Below are 17,769 nucleotides of genomic sequence, written 5' to 3'. Positions count from 1 at the left end.
TCATGTATCCTCCTTTGCCATCCACTTTTGCTTTTGTTTTCTTGTTAATTGCTTAAACTGGTATTCAGCCTGCATGGCCATTGTCTGTGTTTCAAAAATTTCATGGTAAATCAATTCAACCGGGGTCCGCCCTCGCGTATACTTTGCCCCCCTGCCTTGATTATGAGCATCAATCCTGCGATCCAGATTATTTGTATACCCAGCATAATAGCTGCCGTCCCTGCATTTTAAAACATAAAAATAATGCTTATTCCTCTCCATATAAAATCCTTCTGATTTCCGGATTATAATCATTTTGATCATTATACACAACGAGCGGAGGAAGAATCTTCAAATCGGGGTTACCGTCCTTTATCCCTTCAATAAGAATCGTATTCGCTTCCTTTGAACTTTTTGGATAAACAAACTGCAGCCGCTTCGGTTCAATTCTGTACATCCTCATTAAATGGAGGATATCCATAAGACGGCCCGGTCTATGAACGAATGCTGCTTTCCCACCTTGACGCAGCAACTGACTTGAAACACGTATGACGTCCTCAAGATTACACATTATTTCATGTCGGGCAATTGCAAAATGCTCATTTTTATTTATTTCCTCGATAGATGGCGTCGGGAAATAGGGTGGATTGCAAGTAACAACGTCATATTTGCTATACCCTATCTGTTTTGGAATCTCTTTTATATCCCCATGAATCATCTCGATCCGGGAGGATACGCCATTATAGTCCATGCTCCTCTGGGCCATGTCATATAACCGCTCTTGAATCTCCACACCCGTAATTTCCCCCTTAGTTCTTGTACTCAGCAGCAAAGGTATGACCCCATTCCCTGAGCAAAGATCTACGATTTTCCCCTTTTGAATCGGGACATTTACGAACCTTGATAATAAAACCGCATCTAATGAAAAAGAGAAAACCGATGGGCTCTGGATGATCCTTAAATTCTCAGCCAATAGATAATCCAGGCGTTCATCTCCTTTAAGTTCTACCATTGCTGTTACCCTCCTAATTATGTAGCGAAAAAGCATGTTTAGGGTCCATGCTACGACATTCATATCGAACAAAAAGGGGCCTGACTCATAGTATGCGTCAGACCCCGAATCACTATATATTGTAAACGGTCCACTATCACGTAAAAGAGATGGAACATCTTTTATATTATTCCATTATCACTTCTTGTTTAAAAAAGATAAACAGAACAGGCAATCCCCTTCTTTTCGCAAACTGCCGAAATGCAGATTGCAAATATGAAAGCCTTCTTGATAGATACGGGCTAAATTATCATAGCCTTCCCCGATATCCATAACCTTGTCCGCACTAGCAGTACGGTTTTTCACTTTTTGTTTAACCTTTACTGCAGCAGGCGCGCTTTCTACTTCCACAAGGCCTAACCGTTGGCGCAAGTGCTCGTTCTCCAGCTTGAGCGACTGGTTTTCCTCTAGTATTTCAGCTAAGTTCTGCTTCAATTCTCCAAGCTGCTTATATAATTGGCCTATCTGGGTTTCCATATTGGTCACCGACTCAAAAATATCTTTCTTATCCACGCTCTCCCACCACCTTAATAATCTGTGGCTTGAATAGAAACGGCTCCCTCTTTTAGAATCTCATCTAGAGTATACTCTAATACTCTTTCCTGCTCGATTAGTTCAATCTGAAGTACGCGTTCTAGAATATTAAGCCCCACTACCTTGCCTTTGCCACCAGGCGTATTAATCATTTCACCTAAATCAGGAAGCATTTCCTTCGCACTTTCATACTCATCATTTTCATATTTCAGACAGCACATCAATCGACCGCATAATCCTGAGATTTTTGTAGGGTTTAGTGATAAATTCTGATCCTTCGCCATTTTGATGGAAACCGGTTCAAAATCACCAAGAAATGTGGAGCAACAAAGCATTCTGCCACAAGGCCCGATGCCACCAAGCATCTTTGCCTCATCCCTGACCCCAATTTGGCGCAGTTCTATACGAGTTCTGAATATGGCAGCTAAATCTTTGACTAAATCACGGAAATCCACGCGACCATCCGCTGTAAAATAAAACACGACTTTATTTCTGTCGAAAGTATATGACACATCAACCAGCTTCATATCCAGCTTATGCTCAACAACCTTTTGACAACATATAGAGTAAGCCTCTTCTGCAGCCGCCTTGTTCTCGTCAACTATAATCTTATCTTTTGCATCAGCGACCCGAAGCACTTTTTTCAATGGCAGGACAACATCGTTTTCATCTACTTGTTTACGGGCTGTAACAACTTTACCGAATTCAACACCGCGGACAGTCTCCACTATTACAAAATCGTCCTTAGGAATAGCGAATTCGCCCGGATCAAAGTAGTATATTTTGCCCGCCTTTTTAAAACGGACACCTACAACATCATACAAATCATGATCCCTCCTGCAAATTCAGCACAAGCTGTTCCATCAACAGCTGTGGATTCGTGTTGGACATCAGCTTCCTTTTTGCTTCCAAAATACAACCCATATGTTCAGCAAGGCGTCTTGGGGAAAGATGAAGAGCGTGAGTTTCAAATTCCTTCAGTTTATTTTGGAAAACAACGAAGTCCTTTTTGTCCAACTGAATGTATAATAAATCCTTATATATAAGAAGTAACAAATCAAGACCTCTGTCAACCTGTTCTCTTTCTTTAAAGTGTGCAAACCAATCCGTCTGAAGGTACAACAATGCCTTCAAGGAATTAAGTTTTAACACTTCATATAATTTTACCACTATTTTTTGAGCTTGTACAAACCATTCATCATGGCTAAGCTCGATTCCGGCTTCCACATTCTGTGTTATATGCGAGATTACCGAGGCAAGCTGTGGTTCTAAATCATGTTCCATCAGCTTCCGTTTCACATTCTCCGGGGATAATGGCTTGAATGAAATCACTTGGCATCTTGATAATATGGTCGGTAGAATCCTCTGAATCTGTTCAGTCATCAATATGGCAACGGTATCGGCCGAAGGTTCTTCTAAAAATTTCAATAGACTGTTGGCGGCCCCCACCGACATTTTGTCTGCATCGGCAATCATATAAACCTTTCGATCGGCCTCTACGCTTTTTTTCGAAAATTCTTCTTGGAGCCCCTTAATTTGTTCTTTCTTTATCGAGAGACCGTCTCTCTCAATCAAATGGACATCCGGATGATTCCCGCTTGAAATCCGTTTGCAATTCCGGCAAAGTTCGCATGGCTTATAACCTGCTGTCGGGGCTTCACATAGTAAGCTTTTGGCAAAGGTCTTGCTTATATCTTGCTTACCTGTACCTTTTTCCCCTTCAAATAAATACGCATGAGCCACTCTGTTCTTCGTTATGCTATTTTGCAGCATCGTCATTACCTGCGGCTGAATTTTACTCATGTCCTGCCATGTTTTATCCAAAACCATCAACTCACTTAAGTATATAAATTAATCAGAAGCCCTTTAATTTCACCTATCATTTCCAATATTTCAAGCGAGCTTTTTTCTTTATTAAGAATTTCCTCGCTTAACTGAACTAGTCTTGCATCTATCGTTTCCACGGTTTTCAACGGCCGGCTCTGTCCAAATTGGTTCCAGCTCGTGGATTGCTTCAGTTCCAGTCCATATTCAACAGCTTCTTTTACAAACCGTTTCACCAATGCTTTATATTTTGCCAATTCCCTAAAAGTACGTGACCTTACCAAACGCTGGCCCGCACCTTCAATATCGCTTATCAAACGGTTTAATGTTTGGATTTGCATCTTTTGATCCTGTGTTTGGACCATTTGCTGAAATCTCCCATTTCCGGTTTGAAACTGTTTGGCATCCTGTCGGGATTTATCAAGCTTAATAGGGATATCATGGTTGATTTTCATAATGAACCTCCCTGCAACTAACCGTTAAAATTGTAAAAAGTTTTCGACCGGCAGAACAAAAATGGTCGCACCGCCTACTTGAATCTCCACTGGATAAGGTACATAGGACTCGGCATTCCCGCCCATCGGTGAAACCGGTGATACTAACTGGGATCGTGACTGACAATTCTGTTTGATGATCTGGATGGCTTGATCAACACGTTCATCCTCGGTGCCAATCATAAAGGTCGTATTACCTGATTTTAAAAACCCGCCAGTGCTGGCTAGCTTGGTTGTTCCGAAATTATTTTCCACTAATTCATTCAGCAGGCGATGACTATCCTTGTCTTGAACGACAGCAATGATCATTTTCATTCTCATCATCCTCCGGTTACTCTGAATTTTTCCTAACTCCATTATAGCAACTAGTCTTTGCCTGGAATAGTATTCGGTTGAATAATATGGAAACCTATATTCATTTTCCAGCTTTTTCTAAAAAATCTAACAAACCTGCTTTCGTTTCTTCAAAAACTTCATCAATTGTCCCGCCTGCATCCACAATAATGAAACGGTCTTTCCCTCTATTTATAATTAACTGATACCCGTCACAAACTTTTTTATGAAAATCCAGGGCTTCAAGATCCAGCCGGTTCACTTCCCGTTCTCCATTGGACTGGATACGCCTCAATCCTTCTTCTGGGTCGATATCAAAAAAGAACGTGGCATCCGGCATCATATCTCCAATTGCGAATTTATTGATATTATAAACCTCTTCAATATCCAAGCCCCTTGCATGGCCCTGATAGGCTAGAGAACTATCTATAAATCGATCACAGAGGACAATTCCCCCTCGTTCCAACTCCGGCATGACCACTTCCACTAAATGCTGACGTCTAGCTGCTGCGTATAATAAAGCCTCTGTTCTCGAATCCATAGCTGTATTATCCTTATTAAGGATCACTTCCCTAATTTGTTCTGAAATGGGGACTCCTCCTGGCTCACGCGTTAATAGCACTTGGTAGCCTTCTTGTTGCAGAGCCTTGCCAAGCATTTGGGTAATTGTTGTTTTCCCAGCACCCTCGGGCCCTTCCATTGTTATAAAAATACCGCGTTTCATCGATGTACCTCCAAGGTTCTTTGTTTGTAGTATATCATTTTAACCAGCCTGCCCGCTTTCATAAACGATCAACTCTCCGTTTGAAAGGGAGGAACCGCCATGAAACCTTGATCCCAGTTCAAGCAGTCTCCTTAAATTGGTTATATGCTCCGGAGTAATCATTTCCCCGGACATAATTAAAGGGATTCCCGGCGGATAAGGAATGACCATCTCCGCTGAGACCTTTCCTATTGCTTTCCTTAATAGAACAGGTCTCGACTTACTATGCTTCATAACGGAATATGGCATTTCTAGACCTGTCATTGACCTTCCTTCAGGCCAGCTAACCCCAAGATCTGCTTCCCCGTTTCCGGTTCTGTCTTTAGTGGCACTTTTTATATTTTGAACGATTTCATGAAAAGGAAAATCGGTACTCATTGTTAATAAGGGTAAAATCATCAATAAATTATTAGGATCAGCTAATTCTGTAAAAATGCCTTTTGTTTCACATAGCTGCTGTAACTCAAACCCGCTTAAACGACTTGTTGATTGAATGACTACTTTCAATGGGTCTGCTGAAGTACCTAGTGGTGCCTCCAGCACCCTTACTGTTTGAAGGGAACCTAATTCCCCTCTGAAATCTGATATCTTTTTAATAAGGGATTTTTTATCTTCTGATGTAAAAGCGGCTAAGTAGGCCCTGGCTAAGTCGAGCGATCCCATAATCGGGTAGGATGGACTACTCGACTGAAGCATTTGTAAATAGAATGATACTTGATCCACATCAACTAAGGATGAATTGACATGAAGATACGACCCCATCGTCATAGCCGGCAGTGTTTTATGCGCTGAATGGACAACGGCATCTGCCCCTGCCAAGATGGCTGTTTTAGGAAACGGACTCCCTAACTGAAAGTGAGCGCCATGTGCCTCGTCCACCAGCACCGGGATTCCCTTTTGATGTGCAAGTCTAACCATTTCCGTCAAGTCTTCACCAAGACCATAATAATTCGGATAGGTTACAACGATGGCTTTTACATCTGGATGGGCACTCAAGGCTTTTTCAATTAATTTTGATCCTACACCGCCAGCTATGCCCCATTTCTCATAAAAAACCGGTTGTAAAAAAATCGGTTGTACATTCGCTAACATTAATCCATGTAAAATTGATTTATGGCAATTTCTTTGGACAAGCACCTTATCACCTTCGCGGCAAGTAGCAAGAATCATCGCTATGTTACCTACGGTTGACCCGTTAATCAGAAAATAACTCCTCTTTACTCCATATAATTCAGCGAGTAGTTGCTCGGACTTTAAAATCGCTCCCTCTGGAGCATGCAGGTCATCTAAACCGCTTAGCTCCGTGGCATCTATACCAAGCAGTGGGTTATACAGCGCTTGGCCCTTTTCACTAAATACCCAACCATTTTTATGTCCTGGGACGTGCAGGGATATTGGCCTTTTTTTATAAAAAGCACTCATTGCATCGAACAATGGTGTCTGTGATTGATTCATTTATCTCTTCCCTCAAATCATAGTATTCCTTCATTTTATCAAATAAGTTCAAATTTATCTCATATTGCTTCGACAGAAAGGCAATTATATATCTCCCAACAGTCTGTTTAGAGGGAACCTACAGAAACATGCAGCTTGTTGCCAAGCATTCTTCTAAAGTACTAAAAAAAGAGTCAGAGAATAAAGAAAACAATCCATTTCTTTATTCTCTGACTCTTCAACTTTCCATAAACTATTTTTTCATGAAAATATTTCAGGATTAGTGATTTTTCTTAATTGCTTTAAGTAATATTTGTACTTGGGATCGTTCGTATCCGTCCCGATCATATCCCTTTCGCATTCCTCACAAATAAAAGTCGTATATAGATGTATTCCCAGCCCTTTTATTTGTTCACAAACCACGCACGATTCCCCTGCCTTTGTTTTGGTTGTTGTTGTTCCCAACATCTCCACCTCCATACCTGCATTCTCCCCAAAAACCATTGTTCGCATACATTAATTTAAATAGTTTAAGAGAACCCGGGATGCTTTTAACAATGTATGATGAAGATTTTCATTACGTGTATGTCTTTATAAAAGTTTCCATAATTGATAAACCCTTCATATCCAATGGTTTTTCTTTTCATTAAGCAAAAAAAGACCAGCCAGATGGCTGATCTTAGAAATGGCTTGGCGGCGTCCTACTCTCACAGGGGGAAACCCCCAACTACCATCGGCGCTGAAGAGCTTAACTGCCGTGTTCGGAATGGGAACGGGTGTGACCTCTTCGCTATCGCCACCAAACAATAAAGGAACGTTGTTCCTTCAAAACTAGATAATAAGAAGGTATTTCATTTTTTAAAAAGCGTTGGTTAAGTCCTCGATCTATTAGTATCAGTCAGCTCCACATGTCGCCACGCTTCCACCTCTGACCTATCAACCTGATCATCTTTCAGGGATCTTACTAGCTTGCGCCATGGGAAATCTCATCTTGAGGGGGGCTTCATGCTTAGATGCTTTCAGCACTTATCCCGTCCGCACGTAGCTACCCAGCTATGCCTTTGGCAAGACAACTGGTACACCAGCGGTGCGTCCATCCCGGTCCTCTCGTACTAAGGACAGCTCCTCTCAAATTTCCTGCGCCCGCGACGGATAGGGACCGAACTGTCTCACGACGTTCTGAACCCAGCTCGCGTACCGCTTTAATGGGCGAACAGCCCAACCCTTGGGACCGACTACAGCCCCAGGATGCGATGAGCCGACATCGAGGTGCCAAACCTCCCCGTCGATGTGGACTCTTGGGGGAGATAAGCCTGTTATCCCCGGGGTAGCTTTTATCCGTTGAGCGATGGCCCTTCCATGCGGAACCACCGGATCACTAAGCCCGACTTTCGTCCCTGCTCGACTTGTAGGTCTCGCAGTCAAGCTCCCTTGTGCCTTTACACTCTACGAATGATTTCCAACCATTCTGAGGGAACCTTTGGGCGCCTCCGTTACTCTTTAGGAGGCGACCGCCCCAGTCAAACTGCCCACCTGACACTGTCTCCCACCCCGATAAGGGGCGCGGGTTAGAATTTCAATACAGCCAGGGTAGTATCCCACCAACGCCTCCACCGAAGCTAGCGCTCCGGCTTCTCAGGCTCCTACCTATCCTGTACAAGCTGTACCAAAATTCAATATCAGGCTGCAGTAAAGCTCCACGGGGTCTTTCCGTCCTGTCGCGGGTAACCTGCATCTTCACAGGTACTATAATTTCACCGAGTCTCTCGTTGAGACAGTGCCCAGATCGTTACACCTTTCGTGCGGGTCGGAACTTACCCGACAAGGAATTTCGCTACCTTAGGACCGTTATAGTTACGGCCGCCGTTTACTGGGGCTTCGGTTCAAAGCTTCGCTTGCGCTAACCTCTCCCCTTAACCTTCCAGCACCGGGCAGGTGTCAGCCCCTATACTTCGCCTTGCGGCTTCGCAGAGACCTGTGTTTTTGCTAAACAGTCGCCTGGGCCTATTCACTGCGGCTTTTCCGGGCTATTCACCCTAAAAAGCACCCCTTCTCCCGAAGTTACGGGGTCATTTTGCCGAGTTCCTTAACGAGAGTTCTCTCGCACACCTTAGGATTCTCTCCTCGCCTACCTGTGTCGGTTTGCGGTACGGGCACCTTACATCTCACTAGAGGCTTTTCTTGGCAGCGTGGAATCAGGAACTTCGGTACTATATTTCCCTCGCCATCACAGCTCCGCCTTAATGGAAACGGGATTTGCCTCGTTTCCGGCCTAACTGCTTGGACGCGCATATCCAACAGCGCGCTTACCCTATCCTTCTGCGTCCCCCCATCGTTCAAACGATGTATAGGTGGTACAGGAATATCAACCTGTTGTCCATCGCCTACGCCTTTCGGCCTCGGCTTAGGTCCCGACTAACCCTGAGCGGACGAGCCTTCCTCAGGAAACCTTAGGCATTCGGTGGAAGGGATTCTCACCCTTCTTTCGCTACTCATACCGGCATTCTCACTTCTAAGCGCTCCACCAGTCCTTCCGGTCTGACTTCAACGCCCTTAGAACGCTCTCCTACCATCGACACCTAATGGTGTCAATCCACAGCTTCGGTGATACGTTTAGCCCCGGTACATTTTCGGCGCGGAGTCACTCGACCAGTGAGCTATTACGCACTCTTTAAATGGTGGCTGCTTCTGAGCCAACATCCTGGTTGTCTAAGCAACTCCACATCCTTTTCCACTTAACGTATACTTTGGGACCTTAGCTGGTGGTCTGGGCTGTTTCCCTTTCGACTACGGATCTTATCACTCGCAGTCTGACTCCCAAGAATAAGTATTTGGCATTCGGAGTTTGACTGAATTCGGTAACCCGTTGGGGGCCCCTAGTCCAATCAGTGCTCTACCTCCAATACTCTCATCTTGAGGCTAGCCCTAAAGCTATTTCGGAGAGAACCAGCTATCTCCAGGTTCGATTGGAATTTCTCCGCTACCCACACCTCATCCCCGCACTTTTCAACGTGCGTGGGTTCGGGCCTCCATTCAGTGTTACCTGAACTTCACCCTGGACATGGGTAGATCACCTGGTTTCGGGTCTACGACCTCATACTCATTCGCCCTATTCAGACTCGCTTTCGCTGCGGCTCCGTCTTATCAACTTAACCTCGCATGAAATCGTAACTCGCCGGTTCATTCTACAAAAGGCACGCCATTACCCATTAACGGGCTTTGACTACTTGTAGGCACACGGTTTCAGGATCTATTTCACTCCCCTTCCGGGGTGCTTTTCACCTTTCCCTCACGGTACTGGTTCACTATCGGTCACTAGGGAGTATTTAGCCTTGGGAGATGGTCCTCCCTGCTTCCGACGGGATTTCTCGTGTCCCGCCGTACTCAGGATCCACTCAGGAGGGAACGAAGTTTCAACTACAGGGTTTTTACCTTCTTTGACGGACCTTTCCAGGTCACTTCATTTACCCCGTTCCTTTGTAACTCCATGTTGAGTGTCCTACAACCCCAAGAGGCAAGCCTCTTGGTTTGGGCTAATTCCGTTTCGCTCGCCGCTACTCAGGAAATCGCATTTGCTTTCTCTTCCTCCGGGTACTTAGATGTTTCAGTTCCCCGGGTCTGCCTTCAGTACCCTATGTATTCAGGTAAAGATACTGTTCCATTACGAACAGTGGGTTTCCCCATTCGGAAATCTCCGGATCAAAGCTTACTTACAGCTCCCCGAAGCATATCGGTGTTAGTCCCGTCCTTCATCGGCTCCTAGTGCCAAGGCATCCACCGTGCGCCCTTTCTAACTTAACCGTTAAAAAGATCTTACAGATGCTTTGAAAAAAATTAATTGCCTTCAATCTATTATCTAGTTTTCAAGGAACAAGTTGTCCCAATCACAACGTGATTGATTCATTGGTGGAGCCTAGCGGGATCGAACCGCTGACCTCCTGCGTGCAAGGCAGGCGCTCTCCCAGCTGAGCTAAGGCCCCGTTTTGGGAAATGGAATGGTGGGCCTAAATGGACTCGAACCATCGACCTCACGCTTATCAGGCGTGCGCTCTAACCAGCTGAGCTATAGGCCCATTCACATAAATAATAAGCTTCTGCTTCCCAAGCTTATCGCGGGATTACTATTAAATTGAATGAATCACTCATTCAAAACTGAACAAAACAAAAGCGCTCTCGTAATTATCCTTAGAAAGGAGGTGATCCAGCCGCACCTTCCGATACGGCTACCTTGTTACGACTTCACCCCAATCATCTGTCCCACCTTAGGCGGCTGGCTCCATAAAGGTTACCTCACCGACTTCGGGTGTTACAAACTCTCGTGGTGTGACGGGCGGTGTGTACAAGGCCCGGGAACGTATTCACCGCGGCATGCTGATCCGCGATTACTAGCGATTCCGGCTTCATGTAGGCGAGTTGCAGCCTACAATCCGAACTGAGAATGGCTTTATGGGATTCGCTTACCTTCGCAGGTTTGCAGCCCTTTGTACCATCCATTGTAGCACGTGTGTAGCCCAGGTCATAAGGGGCATGATGATTTGACGTCATCCCCACCTTCCTCCGGTTTGTCACCGGCAGTCACCTTAGAGTGCCCAACTGAATGCTGGCAACTAAGATCAAGGGTTGCGCTCGTTGCGGGACTTAACCCAACATCTCACGACACGAGCTGACGACAACCATGCACCACCTGTCACTCTGTCCCCCGAAGGGGAAAGCCCTATCTCTAGGGTTGTCAGAGGATGTCAAGACCTGGTAAGGTTCTTCGCGTTGCTTCGAATTAAACCACATGCTCCACCGCTTGTGCGGGCCCCCGTCAATTCCTTTGAGTTTCAGCCTTGCGGCCGTACTCCCCAGGCGGAGTGCTTAATGCGTTAGCTGCAGCACTAAAGGGCGGAAACCCTCTAACACTTAGCACTCATCGTTTACGGCGTGGACTACCAGGGTATCTAATCCTGTTTGCTCCCCACGCTTTCGCGCCTCAGTGTCAGTTACAGACCAGAAAGTCGCCTTCGCCACTGGTGTTCCTCCAAATCTCTACGCATTTCACCGCTACACTTGGAATTCCACTTTCCTCTTCTGCACTCAAGTTCCCCAGTTTCCAATGACCCTCCACGGTTGAGCCGTGGGCTTTCACATCAGACTTAAAGAACCACCTGCGCGCGCTTTACGCCCAATAATTCCGGACAACGCTTGCCACCTACGTATTACCGCGGCTGCTGGCACGTAGTTAGCCGTGGCTTTCTGGTTAGGTACCGTCAAGGTACCAGCAGTTACTCTGGTACTTGTTCTTCCCTAACAACAGAACTTTACGACCCGAAGGCCTTCTTCGTTCACGCGGCGTTGCTCCGTCAGACTTTCGTCCATTGCGGAAGATTCCCTACTGCTGCCTCCCGTAGGAGTCTGGGCCGTGTCTCAGTCCCAGTGTGGCCGATCACCCTCTCAGGTCGGCTACGCATCGTCGCCTTGGTGAGCCATTACCTCACCAACTAGCTAATGCGCCGCGGGCCCATCTATAAGTGACAGCCGAAACCGTCTTTCCATCTTCTCTCATGCGAGAAAAGAACGTATCCGGTATTAGCTCCGGTTTCCCGAAGTTATCCCAGTCTTATAGGCAGGTTGCCCACGTGTTACTCACCCGTCCGCCGCTAATCTCAGGGAGCAAGCTCCCATCGATTCGCTCGACTTGCATGTATTAGGCACGCCGCCAGCGTTCGTCCTGAGCCAGGATCAAACTCTCCGAAGAAATGTTTGACTTGCTCATTTTGCTTTTTTAATAGTGTGTGCTCACTTAAAAATTTAACGTTGGCGCTTTGTTTTGTTCAGTTTTCAAAGAGCGATACTTCGTTGTCCGCTTCATAAGCGACTTTATTATCTTATCACTTAGCTAATCTAATGTCAACATTTTTTTCATATTGTTTTTTGATTGAGCATTTGTGATGTCGTTATTGGCGACTCCTAATATATTATCAGGTTAATCTGCTATCGTCAATGGTTAAATCAGTTTTTTTCAAAAAACATAAATGACCTATAAACATGATAAAAACCCCAAGGAGGTATCCATGAGGTTTTCATTAAAGTGACATCGACGCAAATAGCCTTTAAATGATCCAATAACCAATGGCCGCCAAAGCTGCTACTCCTGGTATTCCAAGCAGGCCGGCGACTGCCGAGGTAACAGGGTTGATGGGTACATGGATACCCGCTTGATTCCCAAGTGTATTCAAAAAGAACAAAAAGGCTGCACCGATGATGATTTTTATAATCCCCTGCCCTATAAACCGGACGGGTCTTAAAGGCGCCCCGATAATGAGAAGCATTAAAATCAGGCCGCCAACTACGGCAACAAAGACAACTGGTTCCAAACTCATTCCTCCCCGCAAGCTTGTACTACACTTATATGAACGGATCTATGGATTAAGAACTGAAACAAAAAAATGGCTATGAGGAAAATGCAATCCTTCACAGCCATCTCCTTATCATCTTTTCAAGCGGACGTTCCTTCTTTTAACTTCTCTGAATAAGTAGAAATATTTCACTTCCGCCAGTCTTGCTTGGGCGATTACTTCCTCAGATGGATCAACGCTTTTTTCAAGTAATGATTTTTGATTATGCCAATTCCATTTCAAATGTTCAAGCTCTTCGATTAATGAATCATTGAATTCATTTCGAAGTTTCTTTTTTTTACGAAAGAACAAGTGAAGTCCTCCCAGCTATCTTATATTTCTCTTCTTCCTTCTATTGCTTTTGATAGCGTCACTTCATCCGCATACTCCAAATCTCCGCCAACTGGAAGTCCGTGGGCAATTCGGGTCACTTTAATCCCTGACGGTCTGAGCAACCGCGAAATATACATGGCTGTCGCTTCACCTTCAATGTTAGGATTAGTAGCCAAAATGACCTCCAACACAGTTTCATCTTGCAGGCGCTTTAATAAATCAGGAATATTTATATCCTCCGGACCTATTCCGTCCATCGGGGAAATACTGCCGTGCAGTACATGGTATAAACCACTGAACTCTCTCATCTTTTCCATGGCTATTACATCTTTTGGGTCCTGAACCACACAAATCAAACTTCTGTCCCTCTTTTGATCTTCACATATATAACAGGGATCTTGATCTGTAATATGACCACAGACTGAACAATACATTAGATTCCGCTTGGCATTCACAAGTGCTTTTGCAAAATCCAAAACAGTATCTTCCTTCATGCTTAGTACATGAAAGGCTAATCGAGCAGCAGTTTTAGGCCCAATCCCCGGCAATTTCATAAAACTGTCAATGAGCTTGGAAATTGGTTCTGGATAATGCATCGAATTCCTCCTAAAAATTTCAAAAGAAACCTCCTGAAAGGAAGTTTCTTTTGAACTTGCTTAAAACATACCTGGAAGGTTCATTCCCTTAGTGAATTGTCCCATCGTTTGGTTTGTCAGTTCTTCCGCCTTTTTCAAAGCATCGTTAGTTGCAGCCAGGACTAAATCCTGAAGCATATCGATATCATCCGGATCGACAACTTCCGGTTTAATGATTACATCAACTATTTCCTTATGGCCTGTCACGATAACCGTTACCATTCCACCGCCAGCAGTGCCTTCGATCTTTTTTTCACCTAATTCTTCTTGTGCCTCTGCCATCTTCTTTTGCATCTTTTGCATTTGTTTCATCATGTTTTGCATATTACCGCCGCGCATACCCATTTTCCTTACCTCCAATTATTCTTTAATTTCAAGTAAATCATCGCCGACTAATTTTCTAGCCTCTGCTATAAAGGGGTCTTCTTCTTTTGATTCCGTTTCTTCTGGACCGTCGAACTGCTGTGTTGAGATGAAGTCCTCCCGCAACCTTTGCCACTGGCTCTCCGGAACACCAGCGATTTCCATTCTGTGTCCGGTCAATTGCTGCATGATCGAGGCAATCACTTCCACGAAACGGTTATTTTCCATTGCCATTTGACAATGAATATCATATTTGAATTTTACCACAAAAGCTTCAGTTGACGCAGCAACAGGTTCTGCCTCCGTTAATAAAGCTGCCAATGACTTTTGGTTTTGCTGACCTAACTGTTCAAGGACTTCCCCCCACTTACTTTTCACAGCATTAAGACCTGGCTTAGTAGCTTGTTTCAAAACTTGATTGATCTTTCCTGCAGGAGCTTTATACGCTTTTTTAATGGACCTTTGTGCCTTTGCCTGCTCTGCAGGTTTTTCTGTCATGGCTGCTGGAATGCCATTTTTCTGCATTTCCAGTAATTTCTTCTCTAAATCCTCTATTTTCTGCTGTAGCTGTTGAAGCTGCCCATTATCCACTTGATTGGGCCTCTGCTCATTACATAACTTCACAAGTGCCACTTCAAGGAAAATCCTTGGATGATTTGTCCATTTCATATCCTGCTGTGTTTGATTGAAACTTTCAATAATGGAGTAAATCGATTCAGATGAAATTACTTCTGCCAATTCTTTAAATTGGGGATCTATCAATACACGCTCGAAGGATTCTGCCAGTGCCGGTGCCGTTTGAAACAAAAGCATGTCACGGAAATAATAAATCATGTCTTCTATGAACCTAGCCGGGTCTTTCCCCATAGCTAGCAACTCTTCAAGGACTTCAAGTGCCACCGCTACTTCTTTATCATATATAGCTTTTGCCAACCGGCTTAAAAATGCCTGCGAAACTGAGCCGGTGACAGTCAATGCATCTTCCACAGAAACCGTCTCTTCACTGAAGGAAATCGCTTGATCAAGAAGGCTTAGGGCATCTCGCATCCCGCCTTCAGCTGCCCTTGCAATGATATGCAGGGCTTGTTCATCGCATGAAACACCTGTCTCTGCAATGATCTGTGACATCCTGCCAACTATATCTTGAGGCTGAATCCTTTTAAAATCAAACCTTTGGCAACGGGAGATGATAGTTAGTGGAATCTTATGAGGTTCAGTCGTCGCCAATATGAAAATTACGTGCTTCGGGGGTTCTTCCAATGTCTTTAAAAGCGCATTGAAAGCCCCTTGTGAAAGCATATGTACCTCGTCAATGATATAAACTTTATATGTAACCGCGTTCGGTGCATATTTGACCTTATCACGAATGTCACGGATTTCCTCGACACCATTATTGGATGCTGCATCAATTTCTATAACATCTGATATGGAGCCATCAGTGATTCCGCGGCAGGTAGCACATTCGTTACAGGGCTCACTTGTCGGGGCATGCTCACAATTCACTGCTTTTGCAAGAATTTTGGCAGCACTCGTTTTCCCTGTCCCACGTGGACCGGAAAATAAATAGGCATGCGAAACCTTTTGCCCGACCAAGGCATTCTGCAACGTTTTCGTTACATGTTCCTGCCCCACTACATCAATGAATTGTTGTGGCCGCCATACCCGGTATAATGCTTGATACCCCACGGAAATCCCTCCTTTTTTTCTCCATCTTGTTTATTATACATTACTGATTTCCTTAATTTCAAAGACTAAAAAGAAATTTCATGATTGCCTCATTTTTTTCAAAACGCCAATCAGTTTACCTTCTTGGCATAAAAAAAAACCCACCCGAAACGAATGAGTTTTTTGTTTATGTAAAATAACTGCCGTGCACCTTCTGTCGATTAGCAACCATAAGCGTTACTTAAGCAGTTAGCTCGGCCCAGGCAACCCTGCGGCACATGAGAACTTCCACTTAATGCTGCTTCCTTCCGGACCTGACATGGTTCATGGAGTCCCATTGCGCAGGACCCGGGCGTCAACACCACTTACTTAAGGCAGGCCCTACAGAATGCTAACCTCGAGAAGGGATTCAACCTCGCTAGAGCGGATTGCGAGTACAGGGCACCGCTACCTCCCCGTCTAGCACGGCAAATGTAATACCAATTTCGCAGCGTCATTACGACGCATAATTCATTATACTAAGGTAACAAAAAAAACGCAAGTGTTGTTAACGGAACAGTATGGTTCCATTTTTTTCAAAAGAAGCAAGGCCGCATGTTCAATGATCATTTTTCACCTATTTATTTTCTTCGACTCTCTTTAGTGCCTGCTCTCTTTTCAAAGTTTTCTTTCTATCCCTAAGCTCTTTAAAAAAAGAAGTCAATATCCAACCACACTCTTCGCCTAATACACCGCTAGTTACTTCACATTGATGGTTAAAGCGTTCATCTCGAAGTAAATCCATAAATGTCCCTGCACAGCCAGCCTTTGGATCGTGCGCTCCAAAAACAACCCGTCTTATCCTCGATTGCAAAATGGCACCGGCACACATGGGACAGGGTTCCAACGTTACATATAACGTCGCATCCTCAAGACGCCAACTGCCAAGTGCATTGCAAGCCTCATTGATCGCAAGTAGCTCCGCATGTGCCGTCGCATTCTGTTCAGTTTCCCTCAGGTTATGCCCCGTCGAAATAACTTGATCATCTATTACAATTAAAGCGCCAATCGGCACTTCATTCAACATCTGCGCCTTTTCTGCTTCCTTTAAGGCTAAATTCATGTAATAAAAATCATCCTTCATAAAAAAACCCCCTCATATAAGTAGGAGTAAACAGACAAATATAAGACAAAATAAAGGTCATACTACTTATTCTAATGAATAGTAACGCAATCTGCATATGTGCCGCAAGTAAATTCTCACATTAAAGGAGCATATACCATGAACCGACCTGAATCGCCTACTTTCGCCTTGCTCATCATTGATATGATCAATGATTTTGATTTCAAATACGGGAATATGCTCCTTGAACATACGATGGATATCGTCGATCCGATATTGAAGTTAAAAAAGCAAATGAAAGAAAAAGGATTCCCAATCATATATATCAATGATCATTACGAGTTATGGCAGGCTGACTTCGATAAAATTATTGAAACATGTAAAAATGATCGAAACGCCTCTTTAATCGAACGGATAAAACCTCAGCAGGACGAGTTCTTTCTCATCAAGCCGAAGCATTCTGCATTTTACGGGACAGCCCTCAACACATTACTCAAACGATTAAAGGTGGATACCCTGATCATTACCGGCATAGCCGGTAACATCTGTGTACTATTCACGGCCAATGATGCCTATATGCGTGAATATCAATTATGGATACCCAAGGATTGCATCGCTTCAGCCTCAAAGGAAGATAATCATTATGCATTAAAGATGATGAAACATGTTCTCAAAGCATCCATAAAATGTGGGGAAATTTAACAGACAAGCAAGGCACTAAGCTATCATATCTCCTCGGTAAACAATCTTTCATTCTCCTTCATTAGCAAGCTGACAAAAATAACACTTAAGACCCAAGTCTGTGTTACAATATCTCTTGGCTGAAATACCTAATAAACTGGGAATTTTAGTTTGATACCTCATGAAGGAGGACAGATT

The 17,769-nt window shown here is 44.3% G+C and carries 17 protein-coding genes, 2 tRNA genes, 3 rRNA genes and 1 other RNA gene; 1 reads left to right on the top strand and 22 read right to left on the bottom strand.

The features are described from left to right. From ACDZ29_RS10745 to tadA, 22 genes are all read right to left on the bottom strand, one after another. Nucleotides 1-261, bottom strand: coding sequence for a GIY-YIG nuclease family protein (locus ACDZ29_RS10745; protein WP_289323283.1), 261 nt, complete (start codon nt 259-261; stop codon nt 1-3). Then, nucleotides 248-991, bottom strand: coding sequence for a tRNA1(Val) (adenine(37)-N6)-methyltransferase (locus ACDZ29_RS10740; protein ID WP_289323282.1), 744 nt, complete (start codon nt 989-991; stop codon nt 248-250). The genes ACDZ29_RS10745 and ACDZ29_RS10740 overlap by 14 nt, the downstream gene beginning before the upstream one ends. Before the next feature lie 177 nt (nt 992-1,168). Beyond that, a complete protein-coding gene (yabA, locus tag ACDZ29_RS10735) occupies nt 1,169-1,543 on the bottom strand; it encodes a DNA replication initiation control protein YabA (protein ID WP_289323281.1) in 375 nt (124 codons plus the stop codon). Nucleotides 1,544-1,557: 14 nt separating this feature from the next. Next, nucleotides 1,558-2,388 carry a stage 0 sporulation family protein gene (locus tag ACDZ29_RS10730; RefSeq protein ID WP_289323280.1) on the bottom strand — a complete coding sequence of 277 codons (831 nt, stop codon included), beginning with the start codon at nt 2,386-2,388 and terminating at the stop codon, nt 1,558-1,560. A gap of 1 nt (nt 2,389) precedes the next feature. Further along, the gene (gene holB, locus ACDZ29_RS10725) at nt 2,390-3,394 is read right to left on the bottom strand and encodes a DNA polymerase III subunit delta' (protein ID WP_375090820.1); all 1,005 of its coding nucleotides are present in this window, start codon (nt 3,392-3,394) and stop codon (nt 2,390-2,392) included. Between the two features lie 8 nt (nt 3,395-3,402). Next, on the bottom strand, nt 3,403-3,843 hold the full coding sequence (locus tag ACDZ29_RS10720) for a YaaR family protein (protein ID WP_375090819.1): 441 nt from the start codon (nt 3,841-3,843) through the stop codon (nt 3,403-3,405). 24 nt (nt 3,844-3,867) lie between these two features. Then, nucleotides 3,868-4,197, bottom strand: a complete 330-nt coding sequence (locus ACDZ29_RS10715; RefSeq protein WP_061440312.1) for a cyclic-di-AMP receptor — start codon at nt 4,195-4,197, stop codon at nt 3,868-3,870. 100 nt (nt 4,198-4,297) lie between these two features. Beyond that, on the bottom strand, nt 4,298-4,939 hold the full coding sequence (gene tmk, locus ACDZ29_RS10710; RefSeq protein WP_375090818.1) for a dTMP kinase: 642 nt from the start codon (nt 4,937-4,939) through the stop codon (nt 4,298-4,300). Nucleotides 4,940-4,978: 39 nt separating this feature from the next. Then, the gene (locus ACDZ29_RS10705) at nt 4,979-6,433 is read right to left on the bottom strand and encodes an aminotransferase class I/II-fold pyridoxal phosphate-dependent enzyme (protein ID WP_375090817.1); all 1,455 of its coding nucleotides are present in this window, start codon (nt 6,431-6,433) and stop codon (nt 4,979-4,981) included. Between the two features lie 240 nt (nt 6,434-6,673). Continuing rightward, nucleotides 6,674-6,892, bottom strand: a complete 219-nt coding sequence (locus tag ACDZ29_RS10700) for a sigma factor G inhibitor Gin (RefSeq protein WP_375090816.1) — start codon at nt 6,890-6,892, stop codon at nt 6,674-6,676. Between the two features lie 208 nt (nt 6,893-7,100). Continuing rightward, nucleotides 7,101-7,216 (bottom strand): 5S ribosomal RNA (gene rrf, locus ACDZ29_RS10695). 64 nt (nt 7,217-7,280) lie between these two features. Further along, nucleotides 7,281-10,213 (bottom strand): 23S ribosomal RNA (locus ACDZ29_RS10690). Between the two features lie 103 nt (nt 10,214-10,316). Continuing rightward, nucleotides 10,317-10,392 (bottom strand) — tRNA-Ala (locus ACDZ29_RS10685). 16 nt (nt 10,393-10,408) lie between these two features. After that, nucleotides 10,409-10,485, bottom strand: a tRNA-Ile gene (locus ACDZ29_RS10680). 116 nt (nt 10,486-10,601) lie between these two features. Next, nucleotides 10,602-12,152, bottom strand: a 16S ribosomal RNA gene (locus tag ACDZ29_RS10675). Together the 16S, 23S and 5S rRNA genes with 2 tRNA genes alongside form the textbook arrangement of a ribosomal RNA operon. Before the next feature lie 355 nt (nt 12,153-12,507). Then, on the bottom strand, nt 12,508-12,777 hold the full coding sequence (locus ACDZ29_RS10670; RefSeq protein ID WP_375090815.1) for a pro-sigmaK processing inhibitor BofA family protein: 270 nt from the start codon (nt 12,775-12,777) through the stop codon (nt 12,508-12,510). Between the two features lie 108 nt (nt 12,778-12,885). Further along, entirely contained in the window at nt 12,886-13,104 is a 219-nt protein-coding gene (locus ACDZ29_RS10665) for a YaaL family protein (RefSeq protein ID WP_260288908.1), read from the bottom strand. Nucleotides 13,105-13,124: 20 nt separating this feature from the next. Beyond that, the gene (gene recR / locus ACDZ29_RS10660; RefSeq protein WP_289314114.1) at nt 13,125-13,721 is read right to left on the bottom strand and encodes a recombination mediator RecR; all 597 of its coding nucleotides are present in this window, start codon (nt 13,719-13,721) and stop codon (nt 13,125-13,127) included. Nucleotides 13,722-13,781: 60 nt separating this feature from the next. Then, entirely contained in the window at nt 13,782-14,099 is a 318-nt protein-coding gene (locus ACDZ29_RS10655; protein ID WP_053348895.1) for a YbaB/EbfC family nucleoid-associated protein, read from the bottom strand. A gap of 21 nt (nt 14,100-14,120) precedes the next feature. After that, on the bottom strand, nt 14,121-15,809 hold the full coding sequence (dnaX, locus tag ACDZ29_RS10650) for a DNA polymerase III subunit gamma/tau (RefSeq protein WP_375090814.1): 1,689 nt from the start codon (nt 15,807-15,809) through the stop codon (nt 14,121-14,123). A gap of 182 nt (nt 15,810-15,991) precedes the next feature. Beyond that, nucleotides 15,992-16,256, bottom strand: an RNA gene (gene ffs, locus ACDZ29_RS10645) — signal recognition particle sRNA large type. 148 nt (nt 16,257-16,404) lie between these two features. Beyond that, complete coding sequence (gene tadA / locus ACDZ29_RS10640) at nt 16,405-16,911, bottom strand: tRNA adenosine(34) deaminase TadA (protein WP_370016956.1); 507 nt, start codon at nt 16,909-16,911, stop codon at nt 16,405-16,407. Nucleotides 16,912-17,049: 138 nt separating this feature from the next. Between tadA and ACDZ29_RS10635 the strand changes: the two genes are divergently transcribed. Next, nucleotides 17,050-17,592 (top strand): isochorismatase family cysteine hydrolase, encoded by a 543-nt coding sequence (locus ACDZ29_RS10635; RefSeq protein ID WP_289323272.1) that lies wholly within the window; start codon nt 17,050-17,052, stop codon nt 17,590-17,592. Nucleotides 17,593-17,769 lie beyond the last annotated feature (177 nt).

This window comes from Peribacillus sp. RS7, assembly GCF_041956845.1.
Classification (GTDB): domain Bacteria; phylum Bacillota; class Bacilli; order Bacillales; family DSM-1321; genus Peribacillus.
Note: the sequence above shows the minus strand (reverse complement) of the source record. Positions and strands in the feature narration are given on the sequence as shown.

What these genes read in the sequence shown, in the direction of transcription:
- ACDZ29_RS10670 (WP_375090815.1), bottom strand. Translation starts at nt 12,777, where the DNA reads ATGAGTTTGGAACCAGTTGTCTTTGTTGCCGTAGTTGGCGGCCTGATT.
- tmk (WP_375090818.1), bottom strand. Translation starts at nt 4,939, where the DNA reads ATGAAACGCGGTATTTTTATAACAATGGAAGGGCCCGAGGGTGCTGGG.
- ACDZ29_RS10635 (WP_289323272.1), top strand. Translation starts at nt 17,050, where the DNA reads ATGAACCGACCTGAATCGCCTACTTTCGCCTTGCTCATCATTGATATG.
- ACDZ29_RS10720 (WP_375090819.1), bottom strand. Translation starts at nt 3,843, where the DNA reads ATGAAAATCAACCATGATATCCCTATTAAGCTTGATAAATCCCGACAG.
- ACDZ29_RS10705 (WP_375090817.1), bottom strand. Translation starts at nt 6,433, where the DNA reads ATGAATCAATCACAGACACCATTGTTCGATGCAATGAGTGCTTTTTAT.
- recR (WP_289314114.1), bottom strand. Translation starts at nt 13,721, where the DNA reads ATGCATTATCCAGAACCAATTTCCAAGCTCATTGACAGTTTTATGAAA.
- ACDZ29_RS10715 (WP_061440312.1), bottom strand. Translation starts at nt 4,197, where the DNA reads ATGAAAATGATCATTGCTGTCGTTCAAGACAAGGATAGTCATCGCCTG.
- tadA (WP_370016956.1), bottom strand. Translation starts at nt 16,911, where the DNA reads ATGAAGGATGATTTTTATTACATGAATTTAGCCTTAAAGGAAGCAGAA.
- ACDZ29_RS10745 (WP_289323283.1), bottom strand. Translation starts at nt 261, where the DNA reads ATGGAGAGGAATAAGCATTATTTTTATGTTTTAAAATGCAGGGACGGC.
- ACDZ29_RS10740 (WP_289323282.1), bottom strand. Translation starts at nt 991, where the DNA reads ATGGTAGAACTTAAAGGAGATGAACGCCTGGATTATCTATTGGCTGAG.
- holB (WP_375090820.1), bottom strand. Translation starts at nt 3,394, where the DNA reads ATGGTTTTGGATAAAACATGGCAGGACATGAGTAAAATTCAGCCGCAG.
- ACDZ29_RS10700 (WP_375090816.1), bottom strand. Translation starts at nt 6,892, where the DNA reads ATGGAGGTGGAGATGTTGGGAACAACAACAACCAAAACAAAGGCAGGG.
- ACDZ29_RS10655 (WP_053348895.1), bottom strand. Translation starts at nt 14,099, where the DNA reads ATGCGCGGCGGTAATATGCAAAACATGATGAAACAAATGCAAAAGATG.